This window comes from Pacificibacter maritimus (genome assembly GCF_003814915.1).
Classification (GTDB): Bacteria; Pseudomonadota; Alphaproteobacteria; order Rhodobacterales; family Rhodobacteraceae; genus Celeribacter; species Celeribacter maritimus.
The window spans coordinates 346,399-369,416 of the sequence record NZ_RKQK01000001.1; the positions used below are offsets into that span (position 1 = coordinate 346,399).

18 protein-coding genes are annotated in these 23,018 nt (G+C 53.1%); 13 read left to right on the forward strand and 5 right to left on the reverse strand.

Features of this window, described 5'->3' with window-relative positions; all coding sequences use genetic code 11:
• Positions 1-37 precede the first annotated feature (37 nt).
• Entirely contained in the window at positions 38-886 is an 849-nt protein-coding gene (locus tag EDD53_RS01565; RefSeq protein ID WP_123791444.1) for a ferritin-like domain-containing protein, read from the reverse strand.
• Complete coding sequence (gene bcp, locus EDD53_RS01570; RefSeq protein ID WP_123791445.1) at positions 883-1,341, reverse strand: thioredoxin-dependent thiol peroxidase; 459 nt, start codon at positions 1,339-1,341, stop codon at positions 883-885. The genes EDD53_RS01565 and bcp overlap by 4 nt, the downstream gene beginning before the upstream one ends.
• A 214-nt stretch (positions 1,342-1,555) precedes the next feature.
• On the opposite strand from bcp, the gene EDD53_RS01575 reads away from it, so the two are divergent.
• From EDD53_RS01575 to EDD53_RS01610, 8 genes are all read left to right on the forward strand, one after another.
• Positions 1,556-5,026 (forward strand): YhdP family protein, encoded by a 3,471-nt coding sequence (locus EDD53_RS01575; RefSeq protein ID WP_123791446.1) that lies wholly within the window; start codon positions 1,556-1,558, stop codon positions 5,024-5,026.
• Between the two features lie 16 nt (positions 5,027-5,042).
• Positions 5,043-6,104: a tRNA preQ1(34) S-adenosylmethionine ribosyltransferase-isomerase QueA gene (queA, locus tag EDD53_RS01580; protein WP_123791447.1), complete on the forward strand. Its 1,062-nt coding sequence runs from the start codon at positions 5,043-5,045 to the stop codon at positions 6,102-6,104.
• A gap of 112 nt (positions 6,105-6,216) precedes the next feature.
• Positions 6,217-7,503, forward strand: coding sequence for an MFS transporter (locus EDD53_RS01585; protein WP_123791448.1), 1,287 nt, complete (start codon positions 6,217-6,219; stop codon positions 7,501-7,503).
• Between the two features lie 127 nt (positions 7,504-7,630).
• Positions 7,631-8,236: a DUF924 family protein gene (locus EDD53_RS01590; RefSeq protein ID WP_246002137.1), complete on the forward strand. Its 606-nt coding sequence runs from the start codon at positions 7,631-7,633 to the stop codon at positions 8,234-8,236.
• 159 nt (positions 8,237-8,395) lie between these two features.
• Positions 8,396-9,790, forward strand: a complete 1,395-nt coding sequence (gene lpdA, locus EDD53_RS01595) for a dihydrolipoyl dehydrogenase (RefSeq protein ID WP_123791449.1) — start codon at positions 8,396-8,398, stop codon at positions 9,788-9,790.
• A gap of 139 nt (positions 9,791-9,929) precedes the next feature.
• A complete protein-coding gene (locus tag EDD53_RS01600) occupies positions 9,930-10,898 on the forward strand; it encodes a LysR family transcriptional regulator (protein WP_123791450.1) in 969 nt (322 codons plus the stop codon).
• A gap of 211 nt (positions 10,899-11,109) precedes the next feature.
• Positions 11,110-13,992, forward strand: coding sequence for an excinuclease ABC subunit UvrA (uvrA, locus tag EDD53_RS01605; RefSeq protein WP_123791451.1), 2,883 nt, complete (start codon positions 11,110-11,112; stop codon positions 13,990-13,992).
• Positions 13,989-14,447: an NUDIX hydrolase gene (locus EDD53_RS01610; protein WP_123791452.1), complete on the forward strand. Its 459-nt coding sequence runs from the start codon at positions 13,989-13,991 to the stop codon at positions 14,445-14,447. Before uvrA ends, EDD53_RS01610 begins: the two co-directional genes overlap by 4 nt.
• Positions 14,448-14,450: 3 nt before the next feature.
• On the opposite strand, the gene EDD53_RS01615 is transcribed toward EDD53_RS01610, so the two are convergent.
• The 3 genes from EDD53_RS01615 to EDD53_RS01625 form a co-directional block, all read right to left on the reverse strand.
• Positions 14,451-15,176: a hypothetical protein gene (locus EDD53_RS01615; RefSeq protein WP_123791453.1), complete on the reverse strand. Its 726-nt coding sequence runs from the start codon at positions 15,174-15,176 to the stop codon at positions 14,451-14,453.
• A gap of 146 nt (positions 15,177-15,322) precedes the next feature.
• Positions 15,323-16,615, reverse strand: coding sequence for a serine--tRNA ligase (serS, locus tag EDD53_RS01620; protein ID WP_123791454.1), 1,293 nt, complete (start codon positions 16,613-16,615; stop codon positions 15,323-15,325).
• Positions 16,616-16,733: 118 nt separating this feature from the next.
• Entirely contained in the window at positions 16,734-17,945 is a 1,212-nt protein-coding gene (locus EDD53_RS01625; RefSeq protein WP_123791455.1) for a pentapeptide repeat-containing protein, read from the reverse strand.
• 234 nt (positions 17,946-18,179) lie between these two features.
• Here EDD53_RS01625 and yajC point away from each other — a divergent pair, with 234 nt between their 5' ends.
• The 5 genes from yajC (at position 18,180) to ccmB (ending at position 22,976) form a co-directional block, all read left to right on the forward strand.
• Positions 18,180-18,503 carry a preprotein translocase subunit YajC gene (gene yajC, locus EDD53_RS01630; protein WP_123791456.1) on the forward strand — a complete coding sequence of 108 codons (324 nt, stop codon included), beginning with the start codon at positions 18,180-18,182 and terminating at the stop codon, positions 18,501-18,503.
• 148 nt (positions 18,504-18,651) lie between these two features.
• Positions 18,652-21,279, forward strand: coding sequence for a protein translocase subunit SecD (gene secD / locus EDD53_RS01635; protein WP_123791457.1), 2,628 nt, complete (start codon positions 18,652-18,654; stop codon positions 21,277-21,279).
• Between the two features lie 14 nt (positions 21,280-21,293).
• On the forward strand, positions 21,294-21,647 hold the full coding sequence (locus EDD53_RS01640; protein WP_123791458.1) for an Mth938-like domain-containing protein: 354 nt from the start codon (positions 21,294-21,296) through the stop codon (positions 21,645-21,647).
• A gap of 31 nt (positions 21,648-21,678) precedes the next feature.
• Positions 21,679-22,323 carry a heme ABC exporter ATP-binding protein CcmA gene (ccmA, locus tag EDD53_RS01645; protein WP_123791459.1) on the forward strand — a complete coding sequence of 215 codons (645 nt, stop codon included), beginning with the start codon at positions 21,679-21,681 and terminating at the stop codon, positions 22,321-22,323.
• Entirely contained in the window at positions 22,320-22,976 is a 657-nt protein-coding gene (ccmB, locus tag EDD53_RS01650) for a heme exporter protein CcmB (protein ID WP_123791460.1), read from the forward strand. Before ccmA ends, ccmB begins: the two co-directional genes overlap by 4 nt.
• Positions 22,977-23,018 lie beyond the last annotated feature (42 nt).

A 23,018-nucleotide genomic window follows, 5' to 3' on the forward strand; every position in this document is an offset into this window, starting at 1 on the left:
CATAGCTTTGAGAGGCGCAGGTCGCGGTGCAGTTCTATTATTTGTGCTTTTTGGCGGGAATTTCATCGGCCAAAGGCCAATAGAAATCAGGCGGAATGCCTGCCTCCGCGCGTTTTTCATCGTTAAACGGCGGTTTCAACCCGCCGTGAAAATACTTGGTGACAAGCTGATGAAACAACGGTTTTGGATCAATATTGTCGCGCCCACATAGAAAATGAAACCACTTCGATCCGTAAGACACATGCCCGACTTCTTCGGCATAGATCACATCCAGCGCTGCGACAGTGTCTTTGTCTTTCGCTTGTTGGAACAGTTTGATCATGCCTGGCGTCACATCTAGCCCGCGTGCTTCCAGCACCATCGGCACCACCGCCAAGCGGCCCATGATATCGTCGACTGTTTCTTCTGCGGCTTGCCACATGCCTGCATGGGCGGGCAGGGCGCCGTAAAAGCTGCCGTAGTCTTCTAACCTGTCACACATTAAATTGTAGTGTTTGGATTCTTCATCTGCAGCACGCACCCAATCGTCAAAAAAGCCTATCGGGAATGGCACATGAGAAAAGCGTGCGATCAGATCCCAATGCAGATCCACCGCATTCAATTCGATATGCGCGATGGCGTGCAAAATCGCGATGCGCCCCTCGGGACTGCCAGGTTTGCGTTTTGGCACATCTCTGGGCGATAGCAATTCGGGCTTTTCGGGGCGCGCGGGGCGCAGGGGCGGATTGGCTGTGCCGATCTCGATCGGGGTCGCGCCGTCTTCACGGCTGGCACGCCAAAGGGCTGCGTAAGAATGTGACAAAGCGGTTTTCGCCCGCCCATCTGCTGTTTGCAAGACATTCGTGGCCATCTGCGCCAGTGTCAGCGCGCTGTCTTGCGATGTCATGCTGTCAACGCGTCCAAGACGGCTTGCGCATGGCCTTTGACTTTCACCTTGGGCCAGACATGCGTAATTTTACCTTGTTCATCAATTGCATAGGTTGTTCTGTTGATGCCCATATATGTTTTGCCATACATGGATTTTTCTGCCCAGACACCGTAATCTTCGCACATTGTGCCATCGGCATCAGACAGTAAGGGAATGCTCAAATCGTGCTTTTTGCAAAAGTTCTCGTGCTTTTTGACGCTGTCTTTAGAAATCCCAATCACAGTGATATTGGCCTGTGTGAATTGATCTTTAAGTGCCGTAAAATCCAGCGCTTCTGTGGTGCAGCCTGGTGTGTTGTCTTTGGGATAGAAATACAAAACCACCTTTTGTCCAAGCAAATCAGAAAGTGACAGATCCGTCCCCCCATCACGCGGCAAAGTAAAATCGGGAGCGGGGGTTCCAAGCTCAAGCATAGGGGGCACCTTTCAAGGGTCTTTTCGTCGTTCAGTCAGATTATGGCCAAGTCTTGCGCATGATATCGCGCATTTATCGGCTTTGCCGTTTAAAATGGCCGCTTTGACCATTGCAACTCTATAGACTTCAGTTTTAAGCCCAATTGCGGCAAGTTCAACCGCAAGCCCATTCGTGCGCAGAGCGCCGCTGACAAGAAAGACCTACCGAAGCGCTATGAGCGATACACACGTTTCCAAACCCAACGATCAAGACCCTGTACCTGAAAAGGATGCAAAGGCGGATGCCGTTGAGGGAGGTAAGGATGTGCAAGACAGTGACGCGCCTGATCGTGATGCGCCCACTTCCAAGGCTCAAGACGGTGACGCGCCAGAAAGCGCAAGGTCAGAAAACAAAGACCCAACATCACCCAAACAGCCCAAACGCAGACATATGCGCAGATTTGCGATTTGGATGGGCTCTCTAAGTTTTCTCATCGCATTTTTGGTCGCTCTGACGATTTTGGCCCTGACGGGGCGCGATATCGTTTTGCCCTCAAAATTGAGCACATATTTCGAAGAAAAAATCAGTCGCGACCTTGGGGATGCTAAGGTCAACATCGGTCAAGTCGTTGTCAATGTTGATAAAGACTTCATACCACATATCCGCGCGCGCAATGTAAGTATCATCGATCCAACGGGATCAGAATTGGCGCGCCTGAATGAATTGCAGGCGCAGTTTTCTTTTTCACAGTTAAAAACAAGGCAGTTTACGCCGCGCAGATTGTTGGTGTCCGGCGCGCAAATCGTGCTGCGCCGCCGCGTAGATGGGAGTTTCGCATTGGATTTTGGCGGGGCGGCAGGCACCGTTGGCTCGTCTGAACAGGTTTTGCAAGCCATCGATACAGTCTTTTCCACTGCGCCATTTAATGCGGTGGAAAGCGTTCAAGCGCGAGAGCTCACCATTTCACTTGAAGATGCACGGTCAAATCGCATTTGGTCTGGCACCAACGCCTCAGTGACTCTACGCAACACATCGGATTCCATTGATATTTCGACAGATTTAGACGTGTTCAATGGCACGGAAAACTTGGCAGAATTGCAAGTGAGCATGGTCACGCGCAAGCGCAGCTTGGCCACGACCATTTCCCTTAATATGTCAGATGTGCCCGCGCTGGATGTGGCACAACAAAGCCCCGCTTTGTCGTTTTTATCCGTCCTTGATGCCCCGATTTCCGCGGCCATGCGTGCCAAAGTAAACGGGTCTGGTATTTTAACCAGCTATGCAGGCACCCTTGAAATCGGGTCAGGGCAATTGGTGGCAGGCGATGAAGCGCAGCCTTTGAATTTTGATGGGGCAAAGGGGTATTTTTCCTATGATCCCATCGCTGAACGCCTGTCATTCTCTGAAGTATCCTTGCGCACAGATGCCTATGACGTGGCAGGAACGGGCCATATTTTGCTGCGCGACTTCGACGGTATTTTCCCTTCGAAATTCGAGGGACAATTTTCCATTGACCGATTGTCAGCCGATCCCCGCGATGTCTTTGCTGCACCGATTGTGTTTGACCAAGGCGCGGTTGATTTACAGCTGCAGCTCAATCCTTTTTCCATCGATGTTGGTCAGATCGCTTTGCGCCGTGGCGATCTGTGGCTGCGCGGGGCGGGGCGTGGGAATGTGACCGATCAGGGGTGGAATGCGGCTTTTGATGCGCAGATCGATCAGATGCACGTTGACGATTTGATGTCGCTTTGGCCTGAGGCGGTGATCCCGAAAACACGGGTTTGGATCAAAGAAAACATCACCGAAGCCAAGTTTGAAAACGTTAATCTGGCCCTGCGCCTTCCAGCGGGGGCGACCCAGCCACAAACTCATTTGGCATGGGAATTTGACGATGCCAACGTGCGCTTCATGAAAACTTTGCCACCCGTCGAAAACGGCGCAGGCTATGGCGAAATATCGGGAAATGCACTGACAGTCGTGGTGCAAGACGGGGCGGTGACCGCTGCGACAGGGGGGGCGGTTGATGTCACAGATACCGTGCTGCGCATCCCGCAGCTTGATATAAAACCCGCCACTTTGGATGTGCAAATTCAGACCAGTTCAACGGTTGAGGCCGCTTTGTCTTTGGTGGAACAAAAACCGTTTTTTGCCCTCAAAAACGCAGCCTTTGGTCCTGATGTGTCCCAAGGGCAAGCGCAGTTATACGGGCAAATAAGCCTGCCTTTGATTAAAAAACTGACTTTGGAAGATGTGGATTTCAACATTTCGGGTGATTTGACGGATTTGAAGTCAGACCAACTGATGAAGGGGCAGGAATTGCGGTCGCCGCGCATGGTTTTGGCATTGGACAGCACGGGCCTGTCTTTGACAGGGCGGGTCGATGTGGATCAAGCACGCGCTCAGGCTGAATGGCGCAAAGATTTTGGCGCTGACAATCGTGGTCGGTCACGGATTTCGGGCGAAGTGACCATCAACCAAGCTTTGCTGGATGTTTTTGGCATTAGCTTGCCGCGTGACACGATTGACGGTGCAGCCCAAGGTCGTATGGATGTGGCTTTGCAGCTTGGCCAAGATCCCGCCTTTGATATTTCGTCGGATTTGGAGGGGCTCAGTTTATCTTTGCCTGCTATCGGGTATTCTAAATTAAAAGACTGGAGCGGTGATTTTCGTATCACGGGCACAGCGGGGGCCCAGCCGAAGGTCACGGATTTGTCGCTCTCCTTCGCGGGGCTTTCTGCCGAAAACGGGTCTGTGACGCTAAAGCCTGATGGCGGCTTGGATCGCTTGCGGTTTGATGATGTGCAAGTCGGCGCATGGTTGGACAGTTCCGTCACCTTGCTGGGGCGCGGGAAGGGCAAACCTGTGAGCGTACAAGTGAAAGGTGGGCGATTGAGTTTGCATAAATCACCCCTCGCTCAGGTTAGCGGAGGTGCATCGACGCAAAGCTCAGGCCCGATTGAAATCGTGCTAGACCAGTTGGATGTTACAAAAGACCTCAGCCTGAAGGGGTTTCAGGCGCAATTGAGTGATCAAAACGGCCTTGCTGGCAGCTATTCAGGGCGGCTCAACGGAACAGCCCCCGTGACAGGCACAGTGACAACAGGCCCAGATGGTCCGATCATTACAGTGAAAGCCAAAGACGCGGGCAAAGTGGTTGTAGCGGCCAAACTGCTGGAAGAAGCCAGCGGAGGCACTTTTGACATGACCTTAACAGCGCTACCTGCGCCGCAATCCTATAGCGGTTTTGCGCGGATCAAAGATATCAAAATACAATCCGCACCAGAATTGGCAGAGCTGTTATCCTTGGTCTCAGTTGTTGGCTTGTTGGAACAAATGTCGGGGCCTGGGATTGGATTTTCTGAAATCGAAAGCGCCTTTACCATCACACCCAAGAGTATTTTGATCGGGACCACCAATGCGCAAGGGCCCTCTTTGGGCATCACAGCCGAAGGCCGTTACCAGATTGCGAGCCAAGTGATTGATTTGCAAGGCGTCATCTCGCCGATCTATTTCCTCAACGGGATCGGGCAAATCTTTTCGCGCAAAGGCGAAGGGCTGTTTGGTTTTAATTTCAGTCTGCGCGGACCGATTGACAATCCTGCGATTGGGGTTAATCCGCTGTCTATCTTAACGCCAGGGGCGTTGCGCGGGATTTTCCGTGCCTCCCCTCAACCTGCGCCCGCACCGGCCGCGCCCACCAATTAAACTTCGATGAGGCCCCATGCAGCTCAGTGATTTTGATTTTGATCTTCCCAATGACTTGATCGCGACACGCCCTGCAAAACCACGCTCTTCTGCACGGCTTTTGGTGGCCACACCCACACGGCTGGTCGATGGGCATGTGGGGGATTTACTGGACTGGTTTCAGGCGGGGGATCGCTTGGTTTTGAATGATACCAAAGTGCTGCCTGCGCGTTTATCTGGGCTGCGCGGGCGTGACACGGCACAGGGCTATCAAGAGGCCAAGGTCGAAGTCACTTTGCTCGACCCCCAAGCCACACAGGGCCAATGGCGTGCCCTTGTGAAGCCGTTGAAAAAGGTCAAAGAAGGCGAGGTCGTCACCTTTTCTGATCGCCTGAGGGCCACGCTAGACAGCAAACAAGATGGCACGGCATTGCTGACATTTAATCTAACAGGCGACGATTTTGACCATGCGCTGAATGAAGCAGGGGCCATGCCTTTGCCGCCCTATATCGAAGCATTGCGCAAGGCGGATGCGCAAGACAAAGAAGATTACCAAACCGTTTGGGCCAAAAATCTGGGCGCCGTCGCAGCACCTACGGCGTCTTTGCATTTTGATGAAAAGCTTTTGGCTGATTTGCGCGCCAAAGGGGTTGAGTTCACTTATGTCACTTTGCATGTGGGCGCTGGTACGTTTTTGCCAGTCAAAGTCGATAATGTGGATGACCATAAAATGCACGCCGAATGGGGCGAAGTGTCCGCCGATGCCGCAACCGAAATCGCTGCCACAAAGGCTGCTGGCGGTCGCGTGATCCCTGTGGGCACGACGGCCCTGCGTTTGATCGAAACTGCGGCCCGCGAAACGGGACAGATTGCACCTTTTGTCTCAGACACTGATATTTTTATTCGCCCCGGCTTTACCTTTCATGTGGCGGATGCCTTGATGACGAACTTTCACCTGCCTAAATCCACTTTGATGATGTTGGTTTCGGCTGTCTTGGGGCAAGATCGTATCAAGCAGGTCTACGATCATGCCATTGCGCAAAAATATCGGTTTTTCTCTTACGGCGATGCTTCGCTGCTTTTGCCCAAGGAGAGGTAACCCCTAGCCATATGGGGGCGTGCTGGTTAACCCTGCTGTATCACCGACGTGATAGATCCGATTCTATTGCTACATGCGTCAAAATATATCGATCTATCAAAGGGTTTCTACCATGGGTCAGGTTCTCGCCTCTTCATCCGCACTCTTGCTTGGTATGCTGTTCTTAATGATTGGCAATGGGCTGCAAGGCTCACTGTTGGGCGTACGCGGTGATATTGAAGGCTTTTCTACCCTCTCCATTTCTATCGTGATGTCTGGATATTTCTTGGGCTTTCTGGGTGGGTCGCAAATTGCACCGCGCCTGATTAAACGTGTCGGCCATGTGCGGGTCTTTGCTGCGCTGGCCTCATTTATTTCTGCTGCTCTTATCATCTTTCCGACATTCGCTGACCCTTGGGTCTGGACAATCTTGCGCATTATTTTGGGGTTTTGTTTTTCGGGCGTGTATGTGACCGCCGAAAGCTGGCTCAACAACACGTCAACCAATGAACAGCGTGGCAAAACCCTTTCGGCCTATATGTTGGTGCAGATGGTTGGCATGGTGATCGCGCAGGGCATTTTGGCCTTTGGCGAACCTTCTGGCTATATCTTGTTCATCATTCCCTCAGTCTTGGTTTCGATCTCATTCGCTCCGATTTTGCTGTCGGTTTCGCCGATGCCCCCCTTTGAAACATCCAAACCCATGACGTTGCGCCAATTGTTTGTGATTTCACCTCTTGGCTGCGTTGGGATGTTTCTGATTGGTGGTATTTTTTCGGCGCAGATGGGCATGGCGTCAGTCTATGCCATCCAAACAGGGTTTTCTTTGGCTGAAGTGTCGAGTTTGATCGCAGCCTTGTTTGTTGGGGCCGTGGTGTTTCAAATTCCAATCGGCTGGCTGTCTGATCGCCTTGATCGCCGTCTTGTGATTTCATGCGTGGCAGGGGTGGGCGGTTTCGTCTGTTTGATCGGGACTATATTTGGGGCCAATCAATACATGGCCTTGGGCGTGGCGTTTCTTGCGGGCGGCATGGTGAACCCGCTCTATTCTTTGATGATCGCCCATACGAATGATTACCTAGAACCCGAAGACATGGCCGCCTCATCGGGCGGGCTGATCTTTATCAACGGGGTTGGTGCTGTTGGCGGGCCTATCATTGCAGGTTGGCTGATGAGTGTCTTTGGCACGCCCGCATATTGGGTTTTGCAAGCCGTTTTGCTTATGGGAATCGCCTCTTATGCGGGGTGGCGTATGACCCGCCGTGAAGCGATCGCGGTTGAAGATACATCGGCCTATGTCGCGGTTATGGCCTCTGCGACTCCTGTGGCCTCTGAGGTCGCGCAGGAATGGGCGATTGAGCAGGCGGCCGATGAAGCTTTGGAAAATGCTGAAGCAGAAGCCCAAGCAGGTGGGTCATGATAGCGGTAACCTGACGTAATTGCGCAACATTGCGCAAGATGCAGCTGGTTTCGCACTGATCTGGTTGCGTCAAATTTATAGCGTTGTAACGATTTTATGAAACGGCACGCCATAACGGAGAGAACCAATGGCCCAATCGCAACCGACGCCTGAAACGATGACCCCAGAAAACGTATTGTCTTTCTGGTTAGATGAGTTGACGCCACAACAGTGGTATAGCGTCGATGAAAATTTGGATGCGCGCATCCGTGATAAATTTTTGGCAACTTGGGAAAAGGCCCAGCAGGGCGCATTTTCCTTGTGGCTAACCCATGCGTCAGGGGCTTTGGCTTATATCATTTTGAATGATCAAATGCCGCGCAATATGTTCCGTGGATCGGGGAAAAGCTTTGCCTCTGATCGGATTGCTCTGGCGGCCGCAAAGGCTGCGATTTCCAAGGGCTGGGATCTTAAAATCGATGCGCCCGCGCGTCAGTTTTTCTACCTGCCTTTGATGCATTCTGAGTGTCTGACCGATCAAGAACGCAACATTTGTTTGTTCAAAGAACGCATGGGCAGTACGGGCGATAATTTGGCCCACGCAAAGGCACATCGCAACATCATTCGTGACTTTGGCCGCTTTCCCTACCGCAACGAGGCTTTGAAACGGGCAACAACAGTGGCGGAAGCAAAGTTTTTAGAACGTGGTGGATATAGGTCTGCTTTAGAACATGTGTCGCAAAAAGCGGCGTAACACCCTGTAATAAAAATAAAAGTTGGAAAAAATCCCCATCCCGCGCGAGCCATGCAGTGCGCGGGATGCAGCTTTTCACGCGCAAAGGCACCTCCAGCCGTTGCTCGAATTTCAGATATAGTTTAGTATCAAACTAAATATGGTTTCGGGAGGATCCCCATGGCAGATAAATCTTTTGATCTCGTTGTAATTGGTGCAGGACCAGGCGGTTATGTTGCCGCTATTCGCGCGGCTCAGCTTGGCCTTTCAGTGGCCTGTATTGAGCGCGAAAACTTGGGCGGCATTTGTTTGAACTGGGGTTGTATCCCAACCAAAGCATTGTTGCGCTCGGCTGAAGTTTACCACCAAATGGAACGCGCTAAAGATTACGGTCTGGCGGCTGAAAAGATCAGTTTTGATTTGGATGCTATCGTCAAGCGTTCGCGCGGCGTGGCCAAGCAAATGAACGCAGGCATCAAAGGTCTGTTCAAGAAAAACAAAGTCACCTCAATCATGGGCGAGGCCAAATTGGCAGGCAACGGCAAAGTCGTTGTGAAAACCGATGCGGGCGAAGAAACCCTTGTGGGCAAAAACATCATCGTGGCCACTGGCGCGCGGGCCCGTGAATTGCCAGGTCTTGAGGCCGACGGCGATCTGGTTTGGGCTTACCGCCAAGCGCTTGTGCCAACACGGATGCCGAAAAAGCTTTTGGTGATCGGATCTGGTGCCATCGGTATCGAATTTGCGTCCTTCTACAACACGCTTGGCGCTGACACGACTGTGGTCGAAGTCATGGACCGCGTGCTGCCTGTCGAAGACAAAGACATCTCAGCCTTTGCGAAAAAGCAATTCGTGAAACAGGGCATGACCATTTTGGAAAAATCAGGCGTGAAACAGCTTGATCGTGGCAATGGTAAAGTTGTCGCCCATATCGAAATCAACGGCAAAATCGAAAAGCAAGAATTCGACACTGTGATTTCTGCTGTCGGTATTGTTGGTAATGTCGAAGGTTTGGGGCTGGAAGATCTCGGCGTCAAAGTCGACCGCACCCATATTGTCACCGACGAATTCTGCCGCACGGGCGTGGAGGGTGTCTTTGCCATCGGTGATGTCGCAGGCGCACCTTGGTTGGCACATAAGGCATCGCACGAAGGCGTGATGGTTGCGGAATTGATTGCAGGCGAAAAAGCCCATCCGATCAAGCCAAATTCCATCGCTGGCTGCACATATTGTCATCCGCAAGTGGCGTCCGTTGGCTTGACCGAAGCAAAAGCGGTCGAGGCTGGCTATAAAGTCAAAGTCGGTAAATTCCCGTTCATTGGCAATGGTAAAGCTGTTGCAATGGGCGAGGCTGAAGGTCTGGTGAAAACCGTGTTTGACGCGGCAACTGGCGAATTGTTGGGCGCACATATGGTTGGCGCAGAAGTCACTGAAATGATCCAAGGCTATGTGATCGGGCGTCAGCTTGAAACCACAGAAGAAGACCTGATGCAGACTGTCTTCCCGCATCCAACCATGTCTGAAATGATGCATGAATCTGTGCTAGATGCTTACGGGCGCGCGATCCACATTTAATCTGATCAAAATGCAATGCTGCGCCGCCCCTAGAGGGCGGCGTTTTGCGTTTTTGATCTTTGTTTACAAACTTGTGCACAGATCATTCATTTATGCGCGTGGCCTTGTGCATCTTTGAGCAGAAAGATACGATGCCCGCATGACTGATTGGGATTCCTTGCGATATATTTTGGCCGTGGCCCGCGAAGGCGGATTGTCTGGCGCTGCGCGGGTTTTAGGCGTCAATCACGCCACTGTGTCGCGCCAATTGTCACGCGCTGAAGAGGCCGCAGGGGTGCGGTTTTTCACACGTCTTGCGTCAGGATTACAAGCGACTGAAGCAGGGAAAGTCGCCATCGGCCACGCCGAAGAAGTCGAAGCGCGCATGGTCGCGCTGGATATTGCATTGGCCGCACGTGATGAAACTGAAGAAGGCGAGTTGACCATCACCATTCCGCCTCTTGTGGCCGATGATCTGTTTGCAGAAGATCTAAAAGAATTCAAACGGTTGCACCCAAATATTGACCTGAAAATTCATGGCGCGGTCAAGGTGTTGAACCTGCACAAACGCGAAGCTGACATCGCCATTCGGGTCAGCAATTCCCCCGAAGAAAGCCTGTGGGGGCGGATGATGGCACCGCAGCGCGCAGGCTGGTTTGCCTCGCCTGCATTTTTGGAAGAATACGCCGATGTGTTGACAGGCAAGGACACAGAAACGCCGCTGCCCTACATCGGGTTCACCGCATGGGACAATGTCTGTCCGCCGACACTTTTTGCCAATATGCCCAGCTGCAAACTGGCCTTGAAAACCGATGATATGATGTCGGCTATTTCTGCGGCTCATCTTGGGATTGGGATCATGCGCTGCACGCATTTGGTGGGCAGTCGTGATCCAAAATTGGTACGCATCCCGCAATTTGCCCTTGATGATCACTTTCCGATTTGGATTTTAACCCATCCTGATCTGCGCCATGTGCCGCGTGTCACCGAGTTTATGCGCTTTATCGCAGGGCGTTTTTCCGCGCGTCGTGATGTGTATTTTGGGCCAGATGAACCCAATGCGGGCGGTCAGATGGCAGTGAATGAACAGGCCACTTTTGATGGCACCGCGACTGAGGCTGCGCAATAACACTTAGGCGGATGTGCGGGCTTGGTTTCGCGAAATCTATTTTGGGTGATGTAGCGGGTCTTGTGCACAGGCGCGGGGTCAGGCGAGGCTTCCTATATATTTCCCGCATGTTCGCTTAATGTTCTTATTTTTTTGTTGGAACCTCAGGCAGACACAGCTAGATATGACCAAAGCCTCGGGCTTTGGGTGAAATTACACGGGTGTTGGGCAGATGGCAGAACTGAAATCAATCGAAGTCAGAGGTGCGCGCGAGCACAATCTCAAGAATATAGATGTGGATATCCCACGCGACCAGCTTGTGGTCATCACGGGCCTCTCAGGGTCGGGGAAATCGTCACTGGCTTTTGATACAATCTATGCCGAAGGTCAGCGCCGCTATGTGGAATCTTTGAGCGCCTATGCGCGGCAATTCCTTGATATGATGGGCAAACCTGATGTGGATCACATCTCAGGCCTTAGTCCTGCGATCTCGATTGAACAAAAAACCACATCGAAAAACCCGCGCTCAACCGTGGGCACTGTGACCGAGATTTACGACTACATGCGTTTGCTTTTTGCGCGCGCTGGAACGCCCTATAGCCCTGCGACAGGCGACCCGATTGAAGCGCAACAGGTCCAAGATATGGTTGATATCGTCATGGCGCTGCCTGAAAGCACACGCGGCTTTTTGCTGGCGCCCATCGTGCGCGACCGTAAAGGGGAATACCGCAAAGAGTTTTTAGAACTGCGCAAACAGGGCTTTCAACGGGTAAAGGTGGATGGCGAATTCTACGAATTGGATGAGCCGCCCACATTGGATAAAAAATACCGCCATAACATTGATGTGGTGGTGGACCGTATTGTGGTGCGCGAAGGTTTGGAAACCCGTTTGGCGGATTCCCTGCGTACAGCGCTTGATCTGGCCGATGGGATCGCGATTTTGGAAACCGCGCCGCGCGAAGGCGAGGGCGAGGCAGAGCGCATCACATTTTCTGAAAACTTCGCCTGTCCTGTCTCTGGCTTTACCATCCCTGAAATCGAGCCACGCTTGTTTTCTTTCAACACGCCTTTTGGCGCTTGTCCGAAATGTGACGGGCTGGGGGCTGAGTTGTTTTTCGACGAACGTCTTGTGGTGCCTGACGCGACGCTGAAAGTCTATGACGGCGCGATTGCCCCATGGCGCAAAGGCAAGTCACCCTATTTCCGCCAAACCATCGAAGCCATCGCCAAACACTACGGGTTCAAAGAATCGAGTCCATGGAAAGACCTGCCTGAGGCCATCCAACAGGTGTTTTTGCGTGGCTCTGGCGATGAAGAAATCAAATTTCGCTACGACGAAGGCGGCCGCGTTTACGAAGTCACGCGCAGCTTCGAAGGTGTGATCCCCAATATGGAACGCCGCTACCGCGAGACCGATTCCAACTGGATTCGCGAAGAATTCGAACGCTACCAAAACAACCGCCCCTGCGGCACGTGTGGCGGCTATCGTCTGCGCCCCGAAGCACTGGCCGTCAAAATCGGGCCTGAAAGCAACCGCATGCATGCAGGCGAGGTGGTGCAATTGTCGATCAAGGATGCCTTTGATTGGGTCGACGGCATAGACGCGCACCTGAGCCCGCAAAAACAAGAAATTGCGCGTGCCATCATCAAAGAAATCCGCGAACGCCTTGGGTTTTTGAACAATGTTGGTTTGGATTACCTGTCCTTGTCGCGCAACTCAGGCACGCTGTCTGGCGGGGAAAGCCAACGCATCCGCTTGGCGTCTCAAATCGGGTCTGGGCTGCAGGGCGTTTTATACGTGCTCGACGAACCTTCAATCGGCCTGCACCAACGCGACAATGACCGTCTGATCGGCACGCTGAAAAAGCTGCGCAATCAAGGCAATACAGTGATTGTTGTGGAACATGACGAGGACATGATCCGCGAAGCTGACTATGTTTTCGACATCGGGCCAGGTGCGGGCGTTCATGGCGGGCAAGTTGTTGCCAAGGGCACGCCCGCCGAAATAGAGACCGCAAAAGGGTCGATTACAGGCGAATATCTGACAGGCAAACGTGAAATTCCCGTGCCTGAAAAGCGCCGCAAGGGGAATAAGAAAAAGATCAAGGTGGTCAATGCCACGGGCAACAATCTGAAAAATGTCACAGCCGATTTTCCCTTGGGACAATTCGTTGTGGTTTCTGGTGTGTCGGGGGGCGGCAAGTCAACGCTGACCTTGGAAACTCTGTTTAAAACCGCCTCAACCCGCTTGAATGGTGCACGTCAAACGCCTGCGCCTTGCGATGAAATTCGCGGGCTTGAGCATTTGGACAAGGTCATCGATATCGACCAACGCCCGATCGGGCGCACGCCGCGATCCAATCCCGCCACTTACACTGGGGCCTTCACGCCGATCCGTGAATGGTTCGCAGGGCTCCCTGAATCCAAAGCGCGCGGCTATAAACCTGGACGCTTTAGTTTCAACGTCAAAGGCGGGCGCTGTGAGGCCTGCCAAGGCGATGGTGTGATCAAGATCGAAATGCACTTTTTGCCTGATGTTTACGTTGAATGTGAGACCTGCAAAGGGGCACGTTACAACCGCGAAACTTTGGAAGTTCAGTTTAAAGGCAAGAGCATAGCCGATGTTCTTGATATGACTGTTGAAGACGCGCAAGAATTTTTCAAAGCTGTGCCAAGCATCCGTGACAAGATGGATGCGCTGATGCGGGTGGGGCTTGGCTATATCAAAGTCGGGCAACAGGCGACGACCCTATCAGGCGGTGAAGCGCAGCGGGTCAAACTGTCGAAAGAGCTGGCCAAGCGCTCTACGGGGCGCACGCTCTATATCCTTGATGAGCCAACAACGGGCCTGCATTTTGAAGACGTTAAAAAACTGCTCGAAGTGCTGCACGAGCTGGTCGATCAGGGCAATTCCATGATCGTGATTGAGCATAATCTGGATGTCATCAAAACCGCCGACCACATCATCGATATCGGCCCTGAGGGCGGCGATGGCGGCGGTATGATCGTGGCCACAGGCACGCCAGAACAAGTGGCCGAGGTCGAGGCCTCGCATACGGGGCGCTATCTCAAGCCGATGTTGGAAAAGATCGCAGCGCGCAAGGCCGCCGAGTGACCCACAGGTCGCCCAAACTTGGCGCGCTGGCGGTGGTGATCCGCGACGATCACGCGCTTTTGGTGCAGCGTAAGAACCCGCCAGATGCTGGCACTTGGGGCTATGCGGGTGGGCATGTGGAGTTCGGCGAAAGTTTTGCCGAGGCCGCTGTGCGTGAATTGCATGAGGAAACGGGGGTCATCGCCAAACCTGTGCAACTTATTGACACCGCTGAATTTATCCACCGCGATGACCACGGCGACGGGCAAGGGAATGTGACCCATCATTTCGTGCTTGGCGCTGTGCTTTGTGAATACGTCTCAGGCGAACCTGTCGCGGATGATGATGCACTGGATGCCGCTTGGGTGCCGCTGAAAGATATCTACGCCAAACGCCTGCCCATGTCAGATAAGGTTGATGACGTGGCGCGCGCCGCCCTGCATCTGCTGCGGGATAAATCGGGGCGGCGCGGCTAAAATTTAAATTGGGCGCTCAAGATCTGCTTCCAATTTGAACGCGCGCAGGCTCATGATCACGAGGGCAAAAGCACCAAGACTGGCCAGCCCAACAAGTCCCCAATGGTGGTCCCAGTTTTTGGCGGCGATCGCGATCAGCGCCCATGCCACGCCCAAGGTGTAAAACGGCGCGTCAGGGCGCAGTTTACGCCCCCAAAGGGCCAGAGCAAAGGCCGCGATCAAACACAGATAAGCCCAGCCCAATTCGCCCAAAACCATGCCGTAGCCTGCGCCAAGCAATCCCAGCCCCGCGAAACTTGCCGCCGTCAACCAGCCTGCATAAAGCGCCACAGGGGCGCGGGCCAGCCAAGGGTCCAAAACAGGCGCACGCTTCATGGCGATCAGGGCAAAGCCTAGCATGATAAAAATCATCAGTTGGGCCCAAACTGGTGAGACCTCCGCCACCGATAACCAGCCCGCACCCACCAGCAATGACCAAAACAAAGGCATCCGCATCGGGGCCCAGTCTTGGGCATCATGACGTTTGAACAGGCTCATCCCTGCGTGGACCAGTAACCAAAGATAGATCACGCCCCATAGGGCAAAGGCATAGCCAGCAGGCTGCACAGGCGGGTCAATTTGCGGATAGGGGTAAAGCGCGGGGTCGAACCCGCCAAACTGGGGCACCAAAAACGGACCAGCAACAAAGGCGAGGGTGGCACATGCAAGAAGAATGGCTTGAAATCGCATAAAATGTCCTTTCTTTTTATTGATAACGCGCCGAATGGCGCTTTGGTTCAATAAAATACTGACGTGAAACGAAAAAAGCGGACCCATTGATCAAACCTGTGATCACATAGGCCCGCTTTTGATCGCGTATCATGCAATTTTAGACGTTACGCCAAAGTGCCCTCGAGTGTCAGCGTGGTTTTTCCGCCCAAATAAGGTGCCAAGACCGCTGGCAATGTCACAGTGCCGTCCGCGTTTTGACCGTTTTCCAGCACAGCAATCAAGGTGCGCCCGACAGCCAAGCCAGAGCCATTGAGCGTGTGCACGAACTCGGGCTTGCCGCCATCGGCTGGCTTAAACCGTGCGTTCATACGGCGCGCTTGGAAATCGCCCGTGGTGGAGACTGATGAAATTTCGCGATAGGCATTTTGACCTGGTAACCAAGCTTCGATATCAAATGTACGCCGCGCGCCAAAGCCCATGTCGCCTGTGCACAAATCAACGGTGCGGTAGGCCACGCCAAGCTTTTCCAAAATACCTTCGGCACAGCCCAACATCCGCGCTTGTTCCGCGTCAGAGTCGTCTGGATGGGTGATCGACACCATTTCGACCTTTTCAAACTGGTGTTGGCGCAACATGCCCGATGTATCGCGACCTGCAGAACCCGCTTCTGAACGGAAACACAAAGAATGCGCTGTCATGCGGATCGGCAACTGCGCCGCGTCCAAAACATCCCCCGCGACAGAATAGGTCAGCGGCACTTCGGATGTCGGGATCAACCACCAGCCGTTTGTGGTCTGATAGCTGTCGTCACCGAATTTTGGCAATTTATCTGTGCCATACATGGCCTCGTCGCGCACCATGACGGGCGTGTTCACTTCTGTGAGCCCGTTTTCGTCCACATGGGTGTCGATCATGAACTGCGCCAAAGCGCGGTGAATGCGCGCCACGCCGCCTTTTAGCACCACAAAACGCGTGCCAGATAACTTGGCGCCCGTTTCGAAATCCATCGACGCCTGCACAGAGGCAATTTCATAATGCTCCTTTGGCTCGAAATCGAAAGACGGCACATCGCCCCATGTTTTGACTTCGACGTTGTCATCTTCGTCTTTGCCCTCAGGTGCGGCCTCGGCAGGCAAGTTCGGAATACGCGCCAGCGCATCTGTCAGCTCTGCGTCTTTGGCCTTTGCATCTTCGTTCAACTGCGCAACTTCGGCCTTTTTCTCAGCCACAAGCGCACGCAGGCGTTCAAATTCTGCCTCATCCCCACGGGCTTTGGCGGCCCCCACTTCTTTAGAGGCTTTGTTCTGCGCGGCTTTGGCCTCTTCGGCGGCGACAATCATCGCGCGGCGTGCGGAATCGATGGCCAAAATGTCAGCCGACATCCCATCCAACCCACGGCGCGCAAGGCTCGCGTCAAAAGCATCAGGATTTTCGCGAATGGATTTGATGTCATGCATCTGAGGAGTCCTTGGATTGGAAATCTGTTGTGCTGCTTATGCAATAGGGCGAGGGCGGGATCAAGCGGGCACGGCCCGCCGCGGGCGGGTGCGGCCTGTAGCGGTTAGGGGCGTGATGCTATTCTTTGCGAAGTTGAGGCGGGATATAGGCGTCGGGATCTTTTTTGAAAAGCGCCCACTCCTTTAGGTATTCTTTATAGTTTAGCGCGCTGGTTGGCCACTTGTCTTTGACCAAGGGTTTGATGTCGTCGGGCAGCATCACAGTAGCATCACCAAAAGCTGATGTGACAAGATCACCTAAGTTAGGGACGTCTTTTAAATTGACAGACCTCAGGGTCGCACCCGTTGCATGCACGGCCCTGAGGTCTGTTTTTTCATTGAAACTTGCATAGCCTAGATCTGCCGCCTCGAGACTTACGCCCATTAAATTCGCCCCGTCGAGAGTAGCAGATCGCATTTCTGCCTCGACGAGCTTCGCTCTGTGGAGGCTTGCATTCACGAGTGTCGCATAGTTAAGTTGTGCTCGGGTGAAATTCGCAAAGAGAATTTTAGCCCCATCCAGTGCTGAATTGTTCATCTTAGCGTGCTCGAAATTTAGTCCGTCGAGTTGCATCGCTTGTAGATTGACGCCTGTCAGGTCAATGGCCAATTCGGTGGCAGGCACCTTTGTCTGCTCGTGCAAACGGCCCAAGACCTGCGCTGCTGTTTCCATGTCAGAGCGTTTGACTTCAAGATCATTGGCCCATTTCCGAAGTTCAAAACCTTCCAGGCCTTGGGGCATTTTTTCGGCAGGATAGTCTCGCGTCATTTCGCGCAGGTATACGCAGAGCATCCGTGCAATGCGCGGGGCCATGGCGGGGCGTTCAATTGCTAGGGCTTCTAGCCGATCGATTGCGCCATTGCGGCGGATGATGTCGTCTTTCCAGACATCCACATAGCGGTCCTCTTGCTTTTCGCTGGTCTGATAGCGCGCATGCAGGTCATTGTTGGCGTCGTTTAATTTCTCGTTGAACATCACATCTTCATTATGCCTGTTCTGTTCGGTGGTGAGCTTGAGGCGATAGATTGTAAAGGGCAGGGCGACGAGGGCAACGACCAGTAAGCCAATGTTGCGAATAGCCTCTGATGCATCTTTGGCCTGATCTCCACCAGCGGCATAAAGATAGAGCGCTTTGCTAAGGCCAAAAATGGCGAACAATCCTATCAGAAGCGTCACGAAGGCCAAGCACATCAGGGCAAACCCAATAAAAACGCCCAGTGTTTTTGATTTGCCCCAATCAGGGATAGATTTCAGTCCAAGCCAGTTCAAAAATCCGTTTTTCTCGCTCATTTTTCGGCCAATCAAATTTAAATTCTCAAAATCCTCCCTATATCAACGGCAACGGGCGCGGATGTCACGCTTGAAACGCGACAAAGCTGTTGTTTATTTGGCCCAAGGGTCGCTTGCCAAGCCCTGCGCAGGCGCTTAGGGTGCGCGTCGACTTGGGGGGTGGAATCTGCCTCTTGCTTTGTAATTTTAGCACGAAGGGATGGCCTTTCGTGCAGCTACCAAAAGGACGACTTAATGTTCGTAACTCCAGCATATGCACAAGCCGCAGGCGGCGCAGGCGGCAACCCTATCATGCAATTCGTGCCGCTTATTGCGATTTTCGCGATCATGTATTTCCTCATGATCCGTCCACAGCAAAAGAAAGCCAAAGAGCACAAAGCAATGATCGAAGCGGTACGTCGCGGCGATCAGGTTGTGACTGCTGGCGGTTTGTTGGGCAAAGTGACCAAGGTTAAAGAAGACGGCGAATTGGAAGTTGAATTGGCAGAAGGCGTAAAAGTACGCGTGCTCAAAGGCACATTGGCCAATGTCATTTCCAAGACAGAGCCAGCGGCCTAAGGCCCTAAGAACCAGTCATAAAAGGCTCGCGAGGTTTTGCGGGCCTTTTGGACATTTAAGACCCATGATGTTTCTAGTCCGCGCGTGATGCGGCGAAATATATCCGACTAACCCCGCGCAGTCGCGCGCCTTGCTGATAGGCCCATTCATGCTGAACTTCCCCCTTTGGAAACGGATCGTTATTTGGGGCCTTGTCGCCCTTGGTCTTTATGCGGCGCTGCCCAACGCATTTTACGGGCGCGTTGAAAGTCACAATGACGCTTTGGTGACGATTGAAACATCGGGAGAAACGGAAATTCTAGCGGCAGAGCGCGATGCTTGGCCCAGTTGGATGGCGGAAAATCTGGTCAACCTTGGTCTTGATTTGCGCGGCGGGGCGCATTTGCTGGGCGAAGTGAATGTGGCAGAAGTTTATGCCACGCGTATGGATGGATATTGGCCAAGCATTCGCGATGTTTTGCGTGACGAGCGCGCAACAATCGGCACAATTCGCCGTGTGGATGCCCCAGAGGGCGTTTTGCGCGTGCGTATTTCCAATGCGGATCAGATGGAAACAGCTTTGAAAGCCGTGCGCAGTTTGGCCACACCAGTGGTCTCTTTGACAGCAGCGGGTCAAAACGACATCGCGGTGAGTGCCAATAATGACGTGATCACTGTGCAATTGTCTGAGGCTGAAAAGGCCGCAACAGATGATCGCACGATGCAGCAATCATTGGAAATCATTCGCCGCCGTGTGGATGAGGTCGGCACACGCGAACCAACGATCCAACGTCAAGGCGAAGACCGTATTTTGATCCAAGTGCCTGGTATTGGCTCAGCGTCGGAGTTGAAGTCCCTGATCGGCACAACGGCAAAACTGACCTTTCATGCCGTTGTAAGCCAGACGAGCAATCCAGACCAAGCGCCAGGCGCGCGGAATTTTATTGCGCCTGATATTTCGGGCAATGGTGTGTATTACATTTTGGAAAGTACTCCCGTTGTGACAGGCGACGAGTTGACGGATAGCCAACCTGCCTTTGATCAAAACGGTGGACCCGCTGTCACGTTCCGCTTTAATGCCACGGGGGCGCGTAAGTTTGGTGATTACACGGCGGCGAATGTAGGGCGTCCATTTGCGATTGTTTTGGACAACGAAGTAATTTCCGCCCCACGTATTAACGAAGCCATCCGTGGCGGGTCAGGCCAGATTTCGGGCAACTTCACCATTGAGGAATCCACCGAATTGGCTGTGCTTTTGCGCGCAGGCGCTTTGCCTGCCAAGATCAATTTCCTAGAAGAACGCACCATCGGGCCAGAACTGGGCGCGGATTCAATCGCAGCTGGTAAGATTGCGACCCTTGTCGCTTTTGCGGCTGTCTTGGTCTTTATGGGGCTGGCATACGGGCTGTTCGGTATCTTTGCCAATATTGCTTTGATCATCAACGTGGCTTTGCTGTTTGGCTTTTTGTCTGCCATCGGTGCCACACTGACCTTGCCAGGTATTGCGGGGATTGTTTTGACCGTAGGTATGGCTGTGGACGCCAATGTGTTGATTTTCGAACGCATTCGTGAAGAATTGAAAACCTCGAAAGGGGTGGGGCGTGCGATTGAGCTTGGCTATGAAAAAGCCCTCTCCGCGATTATCGACGCCAATATCACTACATTCATCACGGCAGCGATCCTGTTCATCATGGGCTCTGGTCCTGTCAAAGGTTTTGCCGTAACCTTGGCTTTGGGGATCTTGACCTCGGTATTCACCGCGATCTACGTCACGCGCGCGATTGTCGCGATGTGGTTCCACCGCAAGAACCGCAAAGGCTGGACCCTTAAAGGTGTGCGTTTGGTCAAGGACGACACAAAAGTCGATTTCTTTAAACGGGCGAAGTTTACCTTTGGTATCTCTGCTTCCGCTGTTGTTGCCGCCTTGATCGCATTTGCTGTCTTGGGGCTCAATTTCGGCATTGATTTCCGTGGTGGAACAACCATCCGCACCCAATCTGAAAGCGCTGTCAGCGTGGCTGATTACCGTGCAGCGATGGAACCTTTGGGCTTGGGCGATATTTCGATTACCGAAGTGTTCGATCCCAATTTTGACGAAAACCAACATGTCGCTATGGTGCGGATCGAAGCACAGGACGATGTTGAATCTGTCACACCCGAAACCATCGCGATTGTCGAAGAAGCTCTACAATTGGTTGACCCAAGCATCACCTTTCCATCCGTTGAATCCGTGGGGCCAAAGGTCTCGGGCGAGCTGATCAAAACTGCTGTTATGGCTGTCGCGGCCGCGATTGGCGCTGTGCTGTTCTACATCTGGCTGCGCTTTGAGTGGCAATTTGCCCTTGGGGCCGTGGCCGCGCTTGTGCATGATGTTGCCATTACGATCGGCATCTTTGCGCTGTTTAGAATTCAGTTCGACCTGACGATCATCGCAGCGCTATTGACCATTGTGGGCTATTCTTTGAACGATACGGTGGTTGTGTTCGACCGCGTGCGTGAAAACCTGCGTAAGTATAAAAAGATGGACCTTGACGGTGTGTTGAACCTGTCGATTAACGAAACTTTGGCGCGCACCATCATGACGTCGGGCACCACTTTGATCGCCTTGATCGCTTTGCTGGTCTTGGGCGGTGATGTGATCCGTGGGTTTGTCTTCGCGATGACTTTGGGTGTGGTTGTCGGCACGTGGTCTTCGGTCTTTGTGGCGTCTAAATTCCTGCTTTGGCTTGGGGTGAAACGCGATTGGGATAAAAAAGACCCAACGCCAGGTATCCAAACCGACGGCAGCGCGGTTTAACTCAGGGGGCGGTTATGCATATAAATGACATCGCTTTTGAAGGTGCTGTACCGATTGACAGCTACGGTCCGAATTTCTTTCGCGTTGAGGGCAAGGTCCACACAGGCCCTATGCTTTTGATCGAAGCAGAGACGCCAGAATGGGGCGGTTTTGATGACATAGCCCCGCTTTTGGCCCTCAAAGATCGGATTGATTTCATCGTGTTCGGTACGGGTGAAAGCTTGGCCTATTTGCCTAAACCCCTGCGCGACGCCTTGGATCAAGCAGGCATTGGAACCGAAGTTATGGCCACGCCTACAGCCTGCCGCAGTTACAATATTTTGGCATCAGAAGGCCGCCGCGTTGCTGTGGCACTCTTACCCGTTTGAAACCCGCAGCTTTGCCTGTAGTCTCGCGCCTATGAGCTTGCTTTCAACCACCAATCTTAGCGTCACGCGCGGGGGGATCCCCGTGCTTGAGCGACTGACATTCACACTGTCCGCAGGCGAAGTTTTAGTGCTGCGCGGTCCGAATGGATCGGGTAAAACAACCTTGCTGCGCACCCTCGCTGGCTTGCAAACCCCCAGCCAAGGCCAAGTGCATGTTGATCCCGATCATATCGCATATGCTGCCCATGCTGACGGGTTGAAATCCACGCTGACAGTTAGCGAAAATCTGAAATTCTGGGCCGGCGTATACGGTCAAACAGATATCCAGCCTGCCTTGGCAGCTTTTGATCTGACGCGTCTGACGGGGCGCGCTGCGGGCAATTTATCGGCGGGGCAAAAGCGCCGCTTGGGCCTTGCGCGCTTATTGGTCACTGGGCGACCTTTGTGGATTTTGGATGAACCGACTGTATCGCTCGATGCCTCCTCCGTCGCTTTGTTCGCGGCTGCGGTCCAACAGCATTTGGCCACAGGGGGCGCTATGATCGTGGCAACCCATATTGATCTTGGATTCGAGGCGCAGGTCTTGGATGTGACACCGCATCGCGCAAAACTGGCATCGCAGTCTGGCGATTTTGCGACAGGCTTTGACTCCGATGAAGACGGGGCTTTCCTATGATCCGCTTACTGCAACGTGACCTGATCTTGGCCTTGCGGGCAGGGGGCGGATTTGGCTTGGGACTTGGATTCTTTTTGATCCTTGTGACACTTGTGCCCTTTGGTATCGGCCCGAATTCAGAACGGCTTGCGGCCATCGCGCCGGGCATCTTATGGCTTGGGGCTTTGCTGGCTTGCCTTTTGTCGCTCGACCGTATTTTCGCGCTCGACTACGAAGACGGATCGCTGGATTTACTGGCGACAGCCCCTGTGCCGCTCGAAGGGGTGGTCGCCATGAAAGCACTGGCTCATTGGATCACCACGGGCCTGCCTTTGGTCATAGCTGCGCCGATTTTAGGTGTGCTTTTGCACCTTGAAACAGCGGCTTACCTTTGGCTGATTGTCACTTTGTTGATCGGCACACCCGCTTTGTCATTCATTGGAGCATTCGGGGCTGCGATCACGGTCGGGCTGAAACGCGGCGGTTTATTGATGAGCCTGCTGGTGTTGCCGTTATATATTCCCACCTTGATTTTTGGTGCTGAAGTGGTGCGTCGCGGGGCGCTTGGGTTTGAGGTGGCAACCCCTTTGATGATGCAGGCGGCGATCACGGCAGGGGCCATCGCCCTGCTGCCCTTTGCCGCAGCCGCAGCCATTCGCATAGCGCTGCGTTGACACGAAGTTGAGTTGAGATTACCTGCGCTTACCCTTAAAGTG

Coding starts and splice junctions, on each gene's coding strand:
- EDD53_RS01565 (WP_123791444.1), bottom strand. CDS start 886: ATGACATCGCAAGACAGCGCGCTGACACTGGCGCAGATGGCCACGAAT.
- bcp (WP_123791445.1), bottom strand. CDS start 1,341: ATGCTTGAGCTTGGAACCCCCGCTCCCGATTTTACTTTGCCGCGTGAT.
- EDD53_RS01575 (WP_123791446.1), top strand. CDS start 1,556: ATGAGCGATACACACGTTTCCAAACCCAACGATCAAGACCCTGTACCT.
- queA (WP_123791447.1), top strand. CDS start 5,043: ATGCAGCTCAGTGATTTTGATTTTGATCTTCCCAATGACTTGATCGCG.
- EDD53_RS01585 (WP_123791448.1), top strand. CDS start 6,217: ATGGGTCAGGTTCTCGCCTCTTCATCCGCACTCTTGCTTGGTATGCTG.
- EDD53_RS01590 (WP_246002137.1), top strand. CDS start 7,631: ATGGCCCAATCGCAACCGACGCCTGAAACGATGACCCCAGAAAACGTA.
- lpdA (WP_123791449.1), top strand. CDS start 8,396: ATGGCAGATAAATCTTTTGATCTCGTTGTAATTGGTGCAGGACCAGGC.
- EDD53_RS01600 (WP_123791450.1), top strand. CDS start 9,930: ATGACTGATTGGGATTCCTTGCGATATATTTTGGCCGTGGCCCGCGAA.
- uvrA (WP_123791451.1), top strand. CDS start 11,110: ATGGCAGAACTGAAATCAATCGAAGTCAGAGGTGCGCGCGAGCACAAT.
- EDD53_RS01615 (WP_123791453.1), bottom strand. CDS start 15,176: ATGCGATTTCAAGCCATTCTTCTTGCATGTGCCACCCTCGCCTTTGTT.
- serS (WP_123791454.1), bottom strand. CDS start 16,615: ATGCATGACATCAAATCCATTCGCGAAAATCCTGATGCTTTTGACGCG.
- EDD53_RS01625 (WP_123791455.1), bottom strand. CDS start 17,945: ATGAGCGAGAAAAACGGATTTTTGAACTGGCTTGGACTGAAATCTATC.
- yajC (WP_123791456.1), top strand. CDS start 18,180: ATGTTCGTAACTCCAGCATATGCACAAGCCGCAGGCGGCGCAGGCGGC.
- secD (WP_123791457.1), top strand. CDS start 18,652: ATGCTGAACTTCCCCCTTTGGAAACGGATCGTTATTTGGGGCCTTGTC.
- EDD53_RS01640 (WP_123791458.1), top strand. CDS start 21,294: ATGCATATAAATGACATCGCTTTTGAAGGTGCTGTACCGATTGACAGC.
- ccmA (WP_123791459.1), top strand. CDS start 21,679: ATGAGCTTGCTTTCAACCACCAATCTTAGCGTCACGCGCGGGGGGATC.
- ccmB (WP_123791460.1), top strand. CDS start 22,320: ATGATCCGCTTACTGCAACGTGACCTGATCTTGGCCTTGCGGGCAGGG.